Source organism: Micromonospora sp. DT63 (genome assembly GCF_049841615.1).
Classification (GTDB): Bacteria; Actinomycetota; Actinomycetes; order Mycobacteriales; family Micromonosporaceae; genus Micromonospora.
The window spans coordinates 161,314-174,649 of the sequence record NZ_JBNCKQ010000009.1; the positions used below are offsets into that span (position 1 = coordinate 161,314).

The 13,336-nt window shown below is 73.1% G+C and carries 9 protein-coding genes; 1 reads left to right on the forward strand and 8 read right to left on the reverse strand.

Annotation, left to right across the window (positions count from 1 at the left end; all coding sequences use genetic code 11):
• Positions 1–17: 17 nt before the first annotated feature.
• The 6 genes from ACLQ27_RS28065 to ACLQ27_RS28090 all read right to left on the reverse strand — a co-directional run bounded on the left by ACLQ27_RS28065 (position 18) and on the right by ACLQ27_RS28090 (position 8,950).
• Entirely contained in the window at positions 18–938 is a 921-nt protein-coding gene (locus ACLQ27_RS28065; protein WP_425869486.1) for an amidohydrolase family protein, read from the reverse strand.
• Positions 935–1,744: a metal-dependent hydrolase gene (locus tag ACLQ27_RS28070; protein ID WP_234591164.1), complete on the reverse strand. Its 810-nt coding sequence runs from the start codon at positions 1,742–1,744 to the stop codon at positions 935–937. The genes ACLQ27_RS28065 and ACLQ27_RS28070 overlap by 4 nt, the downstream gene beginning before the upstream one ends.
• A gap of 102 nt (positions 1,745–1,846) precedes the next feature.
• Positions 1,847–3,493 carry a serine/threonine-protein kinase gene (locus ACLQ27_RS28075; RefSeq protein ID WP_425869489.1) on the reverse strand — a complete coding sequence of 549 codons (1,647 nt, stop codon included), beginning with the start codon at positions 3,491–3,493 and terminating at the stop codon, positions 1,847–1,849.
• 118 nt (positions 3,494–3,611) lie between these two features.
• Positions 3,612–5,450, reverse strand: coding sequence for a protein kinase domain-containing protein (locus ACLQ27_RS28080; RefSeq protein ID WP_425869491.1), 1,839 nt, complete (start codon positions 5,448–5,450; stop codon positions 3,612–3,614).
• 84 nt (positions 5,451–5,534) lie between these two features.
• The gene (locus tag ACLQ27_RS28085) at positions 5,535–6,869 is read right to left on the reverse strand and encodes a glycosyltransferase family 4 protein (RefSeq protein WP_234591471.1); all 1,335 of its coding nucleotides are present in this window, start codon (positions 6,867–6,869) and stop codon (positions 5,535–5,537) included.
• 137 nt (positions 6,870–7,006) lie between these two features.
• Positions 7,007–8,950: an amylo-alpha-1,6-glucosidase gene (locus ACLQ27_RS28090; RefSeq protein ID WP_357493266.1), complete on the reverse strand. Its 1,944-nt coding sequence runs from the start codon at positions 8,948–8,950 to the stop codon at positions 7,007–7,009.
• Between the two features lie 42 nt (positions 8,951–8,992).
• On the opposite strand from ACLQ27_RS28090, the gene ACLQ27_RS28095 reads away from it, so the two are divergent.
• Positions 8,993–11,701, forward strand: a complete 2,709-nt coding sequence (locus tag ACLQ27_RS28095; RefSeq protein ID WP_425869494.1) for an MGH1-like glycoside hydrolase domain-containing protein — start codon at positions 8,993–8,995, stop codon at positions 11,699–11,701.
• A 359-nt stretch (positions 11,702–12,060) separates the two neighbouring features.
• Here ACLQ27_RS28095 and ACLQ27_RS28100 read toward each other — a convergent pair whose 3' ends face one another.
• Together ACLQ27_RS28100 and ACLQ27_RS28105 are read right to left on the reverse strand one after the other, a co-directional pair.
• On the reverse strand, positions 12,061–12,420 hold the full coding sequence (locus tag ACLQ27_RS28100) for a hypothetical protein (RefSeq protein ID WP_425869496.1): 360 nt from the start codon (positions 12,418–12,420) through the stop codon (positions 12,061–12,063).
• Between the two features lie 72 nt (positions 12,421–12,492).
• Positions 12,493–12,882, reverse strand: coding sequence for a hypothetical protein (locus ACLQ27_RS28105; protein WP_425869498.1), 390 nt, complete (start codon positions 12,880–12,882; stop codon positions 12,493–12,495).
• Between the last annotated feature and the right edge of the window lie 454 nt (positions 12,883–13,336).

Consider the following 13,336-nt stretch of genomic DNA (forward strand, 5'->3'; position numbering starts at 1 on the left):
GGCCTCGGCTGGGCGCTTCAGGTCAGGTCGAACAGGGTGGCCGCGTTTTTCCAGCAGACCGCGCGTAGCCAGTCGTCACCAAGGTCCAGCCGGGCCAGCCCGGTCAGCTGGTCGGCGTACGGGTAGGGGATGTTGGGGAAGTCGCTGCCGAGCAGCACCTTGCCGGCGAGGCCCAGGTCGCGCAGCCGGGGCAACTCGTCGGCGGGGAAGGGTACGAACCTGTCGAAGAACGGCGTGAACGCCATAGTGGTGTCCAGCCGGACCCGCTCGTACGTGTCGGCGAGGTCGAGGAAGGCCCGGTAGTCCGGCGCACCGAGGTGCGCCACCACGGCGGTCAGCCGGGGGTGCCGGGCGAGCAGGTCGGCGAACGGGGCAGGTCCGGTGTGTGTGGTTCCCACCGGGGCGTGCCCGGCGTGCACGACCACCGGCACCTCGGCGTCGGTGAGCGTCCCCCACACCTCGTCCAGCGCCGGGTCGGTGGGGGAGAAGCCGCCGACCTGCACGTGCACCTTGAACAGCCGGGCTCCGTCGGCCAGCGCGGCCTCGACGTACGCGGCGGCGCCGGGCTCGGGAAAGAAGGTCGCCGAGGGCAGGCAGCCCGGGGTGTCCCGGGCGAACTGCAACGTCCAGCGGTTGAGGTCCGCCGCCATGCCCGGCCGGTGGGGGTACGCCAGCGCGCTGAACGCGCGTACCCCGAGGCGGCGCAGGTGGGCGACGCGGTCCGCGTCGCTCCACCGGTAGCGGATCGGCCATTCGGTGCCGACCAGCGGGCCGGCGGCGTCGAAGTACTCCCACACGCGGCGCAGCAGCCTCGGCGGCAGGAAGTGCACGTGCACGTCCGCCAGTCCGGGCAGCCCCAGCGCGCGCCAGAACTCCGGCACCCGCGCGTCCTCGGCCGGCGGTGACGGCAGGCTCGACGCGGGGGCGGCCTCGGTCATACGTCGATGTTGAACCGTTGCAGCACCGATGGCGCGACCAGGCCGGCGGTGGCGAGCACCGAGACCACGGTCAGCACGGCGCGCAGCACGACCACCTCGGTCTTGCTGCCGGTGCGCAGGGCGATGCTGTTGGGCAGGCCGATCATCGTCCACATGCGTCGGCGGATCGGGATCGGCCAGAGGATCGGCACCCCGGCTCTGGTGATCATGTCGCCGAGGATGTGCACGAGGCAGCCCACCCCGACGGCCGTGCCGATCAGGGGATAGCCCCGCCCGCCCGGCAGGTTGGCGAAGGTGAACCAGGCTGCGCCGGCCGACGCGAGGGTCACGATCACCCAGCCGGCCCGTTCGGCCCACTCGTCGAAGAGCCCGCGCAGGGCGAGACCGAACATGAAGAACAGGATCGTGATCACCGCCCACTTGCCGTACGCGGCGCAGAGGGCGGTGGTGCCCCAGCCGACCAGGGCCGTGAACGGAAGCGTGTGGGTGAGGGTGCGGTGCCCGTTGTTGCGACGCGGATCCTTGCTGAGCTTCGTCGCGTAGTAGACACCGAGCGAGATCTTCTCCATCACCTCGGCGACGAAGAGCGAGAAGACCCCGAACGTGCGGGCGACGGTGGCGCCGCCCTGGTTGCGGGTCACCTTGCCGGACAGGTCGAGGTCGGGAAAGAGCGCCCCGCCCGCGCACACCGCCGTGCCGACCGCCAGCGCCAGCGGGGACTGGTGGTAGTCGGCGAACTGGTCCAGCGCCCACGACCCGGCCAGCCATACCGCCGCGCCGGACAGCGCGTGCGACGGTCCCATCATCTCGGCTCACCCTCCCCAGGGATCTTGAGCGCCAAAACTACGCCACTGTAGCCAGCGCCGGTGTCGCAGGGGCGTCAGTCGGGCCGTCCACAACGGACAGTGTCAGAGGGTGGGCGTGAAGCTCTGCCGGATCATCACGAAGTATGCCGCGTTGACCTGCCAGTCGAACTCTTTTGTCAACCACGAGACGGTGTAGGCGCGTCCGGCCGAGGTGTTGGCGAGCAGCCGGATGCTGTGCACCCGCTCGCCTGCCGCGTTCTCCCAACTGCACTCCCAGAGGGCCCCGCCGTCGAAGACGTCGAGCGCCGAGATGTCCAGCTTGCGGTAGCCCGGCAGCGCGTCACCGCCGACGAGCCGTTTCTCCTCGGCCGTCCAGTGCGCCACCGGATCGGCCTGGGGCGGGCCCGCCTCGACGCTGAGCACCCGGGCCCCGCTGGGCTCGCGGAAGCAGGTCACCGCCCCTTCGGTCCAGCGTGCCCAGGCCACCGGCGCCGCGATGCGGAAACCGGCCGGGTCGACGTGCCAGGTCCAACCGTCGCGCAGCCCGTACCGCGCGTCGCTGGGCGGCGACACCAACGGCACCGGGGTGGCGGCCGGCGGCGGAGGGGCCGCGCAGGCGAACGCGGCCGGTCGGGTGGCGCTCGCGCCACCTCCGACGCCGGACGGCGGCGTCCGCTCGTCCTGGCGGTGCAGCAGCGCTGCCGTGACACCCCCGGCGACGAGCAGGACGGCGGCGGTCGCCGCGCCGCTGAGCGCGATCAGCCGACCTCGTCGACCGTTCGGACGGGCCGCCGGCGGACGGGTCGGCGGGCGGATCGGCGGGGCCGCGTCGTTCGACGGACCGGCCGGGCTGATCGGGGTGGACGCTGCGGACCGGCCCGCGCTGCGGACCGCCGCCACCGCCGAGGAGGGAGCCGGCCCGGCCGGCCGGTCGTGGTCGGCCGCCGCTGCGCGCAGCAGCTGTTCGGCCTCGATCGCGGTCAACCGCCGCCAGGGGTCGCGCTGCAGCAGGCCGGTGATCACCGGACGCAGCGGGCCGGCCCGGCGCATCGGATCCGGCGGTTCGGTGGCCAGCGCGCTCAGCGTCGCCATCGCGCTGGACCTGGCGTACGGGGACTGCCCCTCGACCGTGGCGTAGAGCGTCGCGCCCAACGACCACAGGTCGGTACGCGGATCCGACACGCCTTCGCGGGCCCGTTCCGGCGCGACGAACTGCGGCGAGCCGAGCACCAGGCCCGGGCCGGTCATCGCACCGTCCCCGCCGTCGAACGTCGCCAGCCCGAAGTCGGTGAGCACCACCCGCCCGTCGTCGGCGACCAGCACATTGTGCGGCTTCACGTCGCGGTGCAGCACGCCGGCGCTGTGCGCAGCCCGCAACGCCGCGAGCACCGCCAGCCCGATCCGGGCGGTACGTTGTGGACTCAACGGGCCCTCGGTGTTGATGATCTGCTGCACCGACCGGGAGGCCACGTACTCCATCACGATCCACGGGTTTTCGCCGTGGTGCACCACGTCGTACAGCCGAACGACGTTGGGGTGGTTGAGCCGGGCGGCCGTGCGGGCCTCGCGCAGCGTCCGCAGTCGTAGTTCGGCGCGGTCGGCCTCGGCCAGCCAGGCTGGCGGCACGACCTCCTTCACCGCCACGTCCCGGTGCAGCATCTCGTCGCGGGCCAGCCACACCCGGCCCATCCCGCCGGTGCCGACCAGGTCGAGCAGCCGGTACCGACCCGCGATCAGCAACTGCTGCACGGTCGCTCCCCCTCGGTCACCCCGAGTTACACGATAGCCACCAAGACGACTTTTCTCATCCGCTGAGCGGCCTCGATCCACGCCGGACGGAGGGCCCGGCAGGGCCATACGGCGCAGGTCAGCGGGGTGGTCGGAAACTCTTTCGCACTGTCCTCCAGTCCGCGTCCGCAGCCGTCCAGTCCCGATCGTCGGTGATCCAACCCAAGGTCCAGCTCTCGGGTGCGAGGACCTCCTGCCGGGCGTGCAGCACGACGCCGTACGGCGCCGTCCACCGGCACTCCCACTCGGCGCCGCCACCGCCCGCGGTGAGCCGGATCTCGTCGTAGTTCGGCAGCGCCCCGATCCGGGCCGCGTCGTCGCGGGTCGAGCGCAGTCGGGTCAGCGGGTCGGCAGCCGTGCCCGGCGCGACGCTCAACGCCCGACCGGTGGCCGGGTCCTGGAAGCAGGCCACCGGGCCTTCGCGGGAGTAGTGCCAGCTCGCCGGCACGGAGACGCGGAAGCCGGTGCTGTCGGCGTGCCAGACCCAGCCCGTGGGTGGCCGGAACGGCTCGCCCGGCGCGGGTGACCCCACCGACACCGGCGGCCCCGCGACGTCCGGATGGACGCAGGGGAACGGCGGCGGGGGCACGTCGCGGCCATTCGGCGGCGGGCCGGGCCGGCCGGGGCCACCACCGCCGTACGGGCCGCCCCGGCCGTCGCCGGAGCCCTCGTTCGTGCCGCTGCCGTCGTTCGGACGGTCCGCCGTCGGCTCGGTGGACCGTCCGGCGGTGTCGGTCGGGGCATCACCGGCGACGGCCAGAGCGGTGCCCACGCCGGCCGCGGCGGCCACGAGCAGCGCGGCGACGACAAGCGCGGCCCGTCGCACCCTGGGCCGCCCGGCCAGTGGTCCGGCCGGTCGTCCGCCCGATCGCTCGGGCGTCGAAGGGGCGGGGGTTGTCTCGTCCGCCGCGGCCCGGACTCCCGGTTCGCCGCTGCTGGTGGCTGCCGGGTCGGGCTCGGGCAGCGGGATGGTGACGTCCTGGTCGGCCGGTTCCCCCGCAGCGGACGCCGCCGAGGCCGAGGAACCGTTCGAGGTCGGGGAACTGGTCGCCGGCGGGGAGTGGGTCGCGGCGTCGACTGCGGCTTCCCGCGTGCGCGCCGGCGGGCCGGGGTGGCCGGTCGCGGCGGCGGTGAGCAGCCGGCGGGCCGCGTCGTGGTCGAGGCGGTCGCGCGGGTCGCGGCGCAGCAGCCCGGCGAGCACCGGCGCGAGCGGTCCGGCGTGTGGGGCCGGGTCGGGTGGACCGGCGGCCAGCGCGCTGAGGGTGGCCATGGCGTTGCTGCGGGCGTACGGGGAGCGGCCCTCCACGGCGGCGTGCAGGGTGGCGCCGAGCGACCACAGGTCGGCCGCCACCGTGGACACGCCCTCGGCGGCCCGTTCCGGAGCGACGTACTGCGGGGAGCCGAGCACCATCCCTGGGCGGGTCATCGCGCCGTCCCCGCCGTCGAAGGTGGCCAGCCCGAAGTCGGCGAGCATCACCCGACCGTCGTGGGCGACGAGCACGTTCTGCGGTTTGACGTCGCGGTGCAGCACGCCGGCCGTGTGCGCGGCCTCCAGCGCACCGAGCAGGGCCAGGCCGATCTGGGCGGCGCGAGCCGGCTCCAGCGGCCCCTCGGCGTCGATGACGTCCTGCAGGGTGCGCGACGGGACGTACTCCATCACGATCCACGGGCTGCCCTCGACCGGGACGACGTCGTAGAGCCGGACCACGGCGGGGTGGTTGAGCCGGGCCGCGGCGCGCGCCTCCCGCAGCGTGCGCGAGCGCAGCTCGGCCCGCTCGTGGTCGGCCAGCCAACTCGGCGGTACGACCTCCTTGACCGCGACCTCGCGGTGCAGCATCTCGTCGCGGGCTCGCCACACCCGACCCATGCCCCCACGACCCACCAGGTCGAGCAGCCGGTACCGACCCGCGATCAGCACCTGCGCACGCTCCTCCTCAGCCGCTGTCCGGGGTACACCCTAACCAGCGGATCGGAAGTCACCTATCGGTCGTCCGACCCGCCTTCAGCAGGCGGCGTGGTCGGTGGCGGCGAGCAGATTGCCCTCCGGGATGGCGATCCGGGCGCGTCCACCGGCCAGTCGGGCGGCGGCCCGCCGAGCCTGGAGCGGGCCGTGCTCGCGACGGGCGGTGGCGTAGGTGGCGGCGGTGCGGGCGGCGATGCTGGCCCAGCCGTACCGCTCGCCGACCATGCTGCGGGCCCGTCGGGCCACCCTTCGCGCGAAGACCTCGTCGCCGAGCAGTTGGTCGACCGCGCCCGCGAGCGCCGCCGGGTCGCTGTGCGGGAACGTCACGCCGGTCACGCCGGACTCGACGATCTCGGCGAGGCCGCCGGTGCGGGCCACCGCCAGCGGCGCTCCGGCCGCGGCCGCTTCGAGGGCCACCATGCCGAACGGCTCGTAGAGGCTGGGGACCACTGTCGCGTCGGTCGCGCCGAGCACCGCCGGCAGTTGGGTGGCGTCGAGGAAGCCCGTGAAGCGGACTGTCGAGCCGAGCGCCAGGCGGCGGGCCTCGGCCTCCAACTCGGGGCGGTACGGGCCGTCGCCGGCGATCACCACGCGCAGGCCGGGGTGCCGCTCGCGCAGCCGGGGCACCGCGTGCACGAGGTGCTGCACGCCCTTCTCGTAGACCAGGCGTCCGGCGTACCCGACCAGGGGGCCGTCGGCGGCGAACCGGGCACGGGCCGTGGCGACCGCGCGCGGGCGGGCCCGCCAGGCCCGGTCGTCGACTCCGTTGGGCACCACGTCGACCAACCCGGTCGGTACGTCGAAGAGCGCGCTCACCTGGTCGCGCATGTAACCCGAACAGGCGATCACCCGGGTGGAGGACCCGCTGAGCCAGTGCTCGACACCGTGGATGGTGCGGTTCATCTCCTCGGGCAGCCAGCCCTGGTGCCGGCCCGCCTCGGTGGCGTGGATGGTGGTGACCAGCGGGAGGTCGAGGTGTTCGGCGAGGGTGGTCGCGGTGTGGGCGACGAGCCAGTCGTGGGCGTGGATGACGTCGTAGCTGCCGGCCTGGGTGGCGCGTAGGGCGGTGCGGGTGAGGGTGTGGTTGAAGGCCATGGTCCAGGCCAGGAGGGAGCTGGTGGCGAGGGGGAAGGTGACGGGGTCTTCGGGGGCGCGCAGGATGCGTACGCCGTCGGCGTATTCCTCCAGGGGTGCGCCGTCGGCGTGGCGGGTGACGACTGTGACGTCGTGGCCGGCGGCGGCGAGGGCGACGGAGAGGGCGTGGACGTGGCGGCCGAGGCCGCCGACGAGCACCGGCGGGTACTCCCAGGAGAGCATCAGCACCCGCAGCTGACGGGCGGGGTGGATGTCGATCACGTGGGCGTCGGGTGACATGCGGCCCCCTTTGAGTTGTCCCCGGGCGCGCGCCGACCGACACCGGAGTCGGTGTCGCCGTCGCGTCTGGATCGGGGCCAATCCTGCCGGGGCCGAGATAACCAGCGGAGACACCGCCGTTGCGGTCGTGTAAAGCGCTACTGGCCCTTTCGGCGCACCCGCAGCAGCTCGGCCACCGACCACGCCTGGAACGGGCAGCCGGTCGCGGAGTGCGGCGCGACGCCGTCGGCCGTCTCGCTTACCGAGCCTAGCCCATATTCGGTCAGATGGGACTCAATACCAATCAATACGTCATCGACTGACATCTTGCCCCGGCGGCAGGCGTCCACGTACGGCCCGATCAGCCACGGCCACACCGTGCCCTGGTGGTAGCCGCCGTCCCGCTCGGCCGGGCCACCCCGGTGTCGACCCACGAACTCGGCCGAGTCCGGGGCGAGGCTGCGGGGCCCGAGCGGGGTGAGCAGCCCCGTCGCGATCCGGCGCAGCGTCGGCTCGTCCGGCTCCAGCGGCGCGAACGGCAACGACCAGGCCAGCAACTGGTTGGGGCGCAGGGCGTCGTCGTCGTGCAGGGCCGCCCCACCCAGCGGGTACGCCGGCGCGGGCGCGTCCAGCACGTCGTGCAGCCAGCCGGTCGGGGCCGGGTAGCGGTCCCGGAACGACGCGGTCGCCTGGGCGTGCCGCCGCCACAGCTCGCCCGCGTCCTGCCCGGCCAGCTCGGTCAGCTCGGCGAGGCCGGCCAGCCCATTGATCCACAGCGCGTTGACCTCGACCGGCTTGCCCGTACGCGGGGTGACCGGCACCCCGTACACGCGAGCGTCCATCCAGGTCAGGGCGGTGCCCGGGGCGCCCTGGGCGAGCAGCCCGTCGGCCGGGTCGACGGCGATCCCGTAGCGGGTGCCGGCCACGTGCGCGTCGATCACGGCACGCAGCGCCGGCAGCAGCTCGTCGCCGAGATCGGTGTCGCCGGTGACCGTCACGTGCCGGCTCACCGCGTGCAGGAACCACAGCGTGCCGTCGACGGTGTTGTACTCCACCCGACCGGTGTCGGCAGTGTTGGCGAGCATCCCATCGGACAGCGTCGCCGCGTACGCCCGCAGCAGCTCGCGCCCCTCGGCGGCCCGGCCCGTGCCGAGGAACAACCCCTCGTACGAGATCATCGTGTCCCGCGACCAGGCGCCGAACCACGGGTATCCGGCCACCACGTCGACAGCCGTGCCGCCGGGACGGATCACGAACGCGTCGGCGGCCAGCGCGAGCGTCGCGTCCACCTCGTCGGCCGGCCGCGCCGCGGCCACCACCTGCCGGTTGCGTCGCCGGGCGGTCGCCACGATCTCGGCGGCCGGCGGCGGCTCCTCGTCGAGTCGACCGGCCCAGGCCCGCACCGACACCGTGTCGCCCGGGCGTTCCAGCTCGCCGACGAAGCGTCCCGCGTACCAGAGGTCCTCGTCCGCGTTCAGTCCGCGGTTGGCCTCCTCGCGGTGGTGCACGCCCAGCCACCACTGCCCCTCCGGCGCCCAGCCGGGCCCGGCGAGCCGGTACGCGCCCTCGACCACCGCGCCGTCGGCGACCGCCTCGACCTGCGGGGTCGGGCCGTCGGCCCGCCGCTCGCCGTGCGCGTCCCGCCAGGTGCACGCGGCCGACAGCTCCAGCCGGACCGGCCCGCCGGCGACCAGCCGGTGGACGACCGCCACGCAGGAACGGCCGGGCAGCATTGCCAGCTCCCGCTCGATCACCACCCCACCGATCCGCCACCGCCACCGGGGCAGCCCGTCGACCAGCTCGAAGCGCTCCAGCAGCTCGAAGCCGCGCGGGTCGACGACGCCGGAGGACCACTCGTGGGCGCCGAGCCGGACGCGGGCGCCGGACGGCAGGGTGACCGCCGGGTCGAGACTGACCAGTCCCACCTGACGGGACGCGGGAGTTTCGCCCGGCACCACCAGCAGACCGTGGTAGCGGCGGGTCCGCAGCCCACCGACGGTGCCCATCGCGTACCCGCCGAGGCCGTCGGGCACCAGCCACTCCCGGCTGGACGCGCTGGTCAGCTCGCCGCAGACCTGCGGACCGAAGTGAATGTCGATCAACTTTCCTCCACCGCCGCCGAGGTGTAACACGCCACGACGAGAATGGCCGCTGTGGTGAAGTACCGCGGCGGCGTCAAAGATGTGCACGTGATCACTGACCGATCGTCCTCCGACGCCTCGCCACCCGACGCTGAGCGGCTCCGGCTCGCCCAGGCCGACTCGGGGGAGCAGGACTGGCGTGCATGGGGTCCCTATCTGTCCGAACGGGCGTGGGGGACGGTACGGGAGGACTACAGCGAGCACGGTACGGCGTGGGACTACTTCCCACACGACCATGCGCGGTCCAGAGCCTACCGCTGGAACGAAGACGGGATGGCAGGCGTCTGCGACGACCGACAGACCTTCGCCTTCGCCCTGGCGCTGTGGAACGGCAAGGACCCGATCCTCAAGGAGCGGATGTTCGGCCTCGGCGGCGACGGCGGCAACCACGGCGAGGACGCCAAGGAGTACTGGTGGTACGAGGACTCCACGCCCACCCACTCCTGGATGCGCTGGCGCTACCACTACCCGCAGGCCGCCTTCCCGTACGACGAACTCGTCGCGGTAAACGCGCTGCGCGGCCGGGACGACACCGAGTACGAGCTGGTGGACACCGGGATCTTCGACGACGACAGGTACTGGGCGGTGACCGTCGACTACGCCAAGGCGTCCCCGACCGACCTGTGCATCGTGGTGACCGTGGCCAACCGGGGCGACCGGGCGGCGACCCTGCACGTGCTGCCCACCCTGTGGTTTCGCAACACCTGGGCGTGGGGGCTGCCCGGCGGCGACCGGATCCCGCGCCTCACCGGCGAGGGCACCCGGCTGGTCGGTGAGCACCGGGTGCTCGGCCAACTGCTGCTGGAGGGCGACGGCGGCCCGGTGCCGCTGCTCTGCGACAACGACACCAACGCCGAGCGGCTGTGGGGGCTGCCCGGCCGCTCGCCGTACCCGAAGGACGGCATCAACGACCACGTGGTCAACGGCGCCCCCACGGTCAACCCGGCCCGCGAGGGCACCAAGGGCGCGTTGCACTACGTGCTCGACGTGCCGGCCGGCGGCCAGCGGCAGATCCGGCTGCGGCTGACCCGTACCGCGTCGCCACCGGCCGCCGCCCCGCCGCCCCCGGCCGACCTCCGTGACGGATTCGAGGCAGTGGTGTGGGCACGGCGGGCCGAGGCGAACCGCTTCTTCGCCGGTGTGATCCCGGAGGCCGCGACCCCGGACGAGGCGCTGGTGGCGCGGCAGGCCATCGCCGGGCTCATGTGGGGCAAGCAGTTCTACCACTTCGACGTCAAGCGCTGGCTGGACGGCGACCCGGGCTCGTCGCCCCCGCCGGCCGGGCGCCGGCACGGTCGCAACAGCGCCTGGTGGCACATGACCAGCTTCGACGTCATCTCCATGCCCGACCCCTGGGAATACCCGTGGTACGCGGCGTGGGACCTGGCCTTTCACTGCGTGAGCATCGCCCGGGTCGATCCGGGCTTCGCCAAGGAGCAGATCCTGCTGCTGCTGCGCGAGTGGTACCTGCACCCCAACGGGCAGATCCCGGCGTACGAGTGGGCGTTCGGCGACGTGAACCCGCCGGTGCACGCGTGGGCGGCGCTCAAGGTGTTCGAGATCGACGGCGGCCGGGACTTCGAGTTCCTGGGCCGGGTCCTGCACAAGCTGCTGCTCAACTTCACCTGGTGGGTCAACCGCAAGGACACCGGCGGCAACAACGTCTTCGAGGGCGGCTTCCTCGGGCTGGACAACGTCGGGCCGTTCGACCGCTCGGCGGCGCTGCCGGTGGCCGGCGTGCTGGAACAGTCCGACGGCACCGGCTGGATGGCCATGTACGCCCTCAACCTGCTCGACATGGCCATCGTGCTGGCCGAGCACGACCGCACGTGGGTGGACACCGCCACGAAGTTCTTCGAACACTTCCTCTACATCGCCGCCGCCGCGTACGAGCAGGGGCTGTGGGACGACGAGGACGCCTTCTTCTACGACGTGCTGCGCCTCGCCGACGGCACGAAGGTGCCGTTGAAGGTCCGTTCGGTGGTCGGGCTGCTGCCGCTGGCCGCCACCACCCGCCTCACCGCCAGGACCCTGCACCGCCTGCCGGAGCTGGGCGCCCGGCTGCGCTGGTTCCTCACCAACCGCCCGGAGTACGCCCAGGTGATCGGCACCCGGCGGCTCGGCCCGGACGGCCGCCAGCAGCGGCTGCTGTCCATGGTCGGCCAGGAGCAGGTGGTCCGACTGCTCGCCCGGATGCTCGACCCCGACGAGTTCCTCTCCGACTTCGGCCTGCGGACGCTGTCCCGCGCGCACCTGGACAAGCCGTTCTCCGTCACCCTCGGCGGGCAGGAGTTCTCCGTCGGCTACGAACCGGCCGAATCGACCAGCGGCCTGTTCGGCGGCAACTCGAACTGGCGCGGGCCGATCTGGATGCCGACGAACTTCCTGCTGATCAGCGCGCTGCGCGACTACGCGGCGTTCTTCGGCGACGACCTCCAGGTGGAGTATCCGACCCGCTCGGGGGTGAAACGCTCGCTGGACGAGATCGCCGACGACCTGTCCGCCCGGCTGATCTCGCTCTTCACCCAGGACGACTGGGGTCGACGGCCGATCTACGGCGCCGCCCAGATGTTCCAGACCCACCCGGACTGGCGGGACCTGATCGCCTTCCCCGAGTACTTCCACGGCGACAACGGCGCCGGCCTGGGCGCCTGGCACCAGACCGGCTGGACGGCCCTGATCGCCGACCTGATCCTCACCCTGCGCCGCTGACCGACCCTTGGATGCCTCCCCGCCTCCCCGCCTCCCCGCCTCCCCGCCTCGCGCCTCGCGCCTCGCGCCTGCGCACCGCGCCTGCGCACCGCGCCTGCGCACCGGTCCGCGCCGCGCACCGCGCCAGCAAGATCCGCGCAACTTCAGTGATGCTGCTGCATCACGACGGCCGGAGGCAGCAATATCACCGAAAGTGTGCGGATCTTGCGGGCCGGCTCCGTCATGATCGCGCTCGATCCTTGTTGTAGTGGCGTCCTCGGCGCGGGAGGCCACTACATCCTGGATCGAGCACGATCATGCCGGGCGGCCGGGCGGCGGCGGGTGCGTCGGAGCGCGGGACGGGCGCTAGGTGCGGGTGGTCAGGGCGTGACGAGGCCGTGCTTGATCAGGTTGTCGGCGGTGTCGGTGATCGTCGTCGCCACCGGGCGGGGCTGCCATCCGAGGACCCGACGTGCCTTGTCGTTGCTGATCATCGGGATCTGTCCGCGTAGGGCGGCGTCGCGCAGGGCCGGCTCGGTCTTCGCGGCCTCCCGGACCTCCTCGTCGCTCAGTTCCCGGGCCGGCACCCGGTCGGCCAGGCTGGGCAGGTGCCGCGCGAGCATCGCCGCCATGTCGAAGAAGCTGATCTCCGGGCCACCGACGCCGATGAACCGCTCACCGGCGGTCTCCCATCTCCTGGATGCTGAGGGGCGCTTCGGGCCCGCCTTCGTCGCTGCCATGCATGAAGCGTCCCCAACTTCAAGCGCTTCACGTCACATGAGGTGACGCAGGACCTGTCGAGGCCCGAGGGCCTACTCGTAGCCGACGTGAATGACCAACTGGCCGTTCCTGGGTTGTGCCACCACGTAGACGGACCCGGGGTCGAACAACTTCGGCGGCTCGGTCCGGTCCTCGGAGAGACCCATCTGCTCGGCCAGATCCTCCGGAGACTGGCCGGCCGCGGGCGTCACCGTGACCTGCCACGAGCACCCGCCGGAGGCGCACTCCTCGCTCTCGTCGACGACTGTCGCCCCGGCGGGCACGTCCGGGATGCGCCACTTCGGCGGCAACGATCCCTCGTCGCCGAACGCCCGCAGCGACGCGAACCACAGCCCCCACAGGCACGCCAGCAGGCCCACGACGCCGAACCCGGCCACGAGGAGCGATCGGGCGCGTCGACGCGGCGGGGTCGGCGATGTCATCGCGCCAGGCTAGCGAGGCGTTGTGGAGTTCCCGTGAACGTCAGCCGGCGGAGGTCTCGGGGCCGAGTCGCCCACCGGGCACGGGCGCACGTCGCCGCACGTCGACCGCGCGGCCCGGTCTCCGCGACCGAGGCGCGACGTGCGTTGCAGGCGTTCCAGCGGTCGGTCGAGTCGGGCGACGTGCGCGGCCTGCTCGACGTCCTGGCGCCCGACGTCGTCCTGCTGGGCGACGGCGGCGGCATCAAGCAGGCGGCGCTGCGGCCGGTCGTCGGCGCCGACCGGGTGGCCCGTCTCCTGGCTTCCGCAAGGTGGAGGTCGCCGCGCTGTCGTTGCATCCGGCCGAGGTCAACGGCTGACCGGCGTTGATCGTCCGGTCCGGCGGCGCACTCGACACCGTCCCGACGGTGCGCGTCGACGACGGTCTCGTCAGCGGTCTGTACGCCGTCCGCAGTCC

Coding starts and splice junctions, on each gene's coding strand:
- ACLQ27_RS28065 (WP_425869486.1), bottom strand. CDS start 938: ATGACCGAGGCCGCCCCCGCGTCGAGCCTGCCGTCACCGCCGGCCGAG.
- ACLQ27_RS28070 (WP_234591164.1), bottom strand. CDS start 1,744: ATGATGGGACCGTCGCACGCGCTGTCCGGCGCGGCGGTATGGCTGGCC.
- ACLQ27_RS28085 (WP_234591471.1), bottom strand. CDS start 6,869: ATGTCACCCGACGCCCACGTGATCGACATCCACCCCGCCCGTCAGCTG.
- ACLQ27_RS28095 (WP_425869494.1), top strand. CDS start 8,993: ATGGCCGCTGTGGTGAAGTACCGCGGCGGCGTCAAAGATGTGCACGTG.
- ACLQ27_RS28100 (WP_425869496.1), bottom strand. CDS start 12,420: ATGGCAGCGACGAAGGCGGGCCCGAAGCGCCCCTCAGCATCCAGGAGA.
- ACLQ27_RS28105 (WP_425869498.1), bottom strand. CDS start 12,882: ATGACATCGCCGACCCCGCCGCGTCGACGCGCCCGATCGCTCCTCGTG.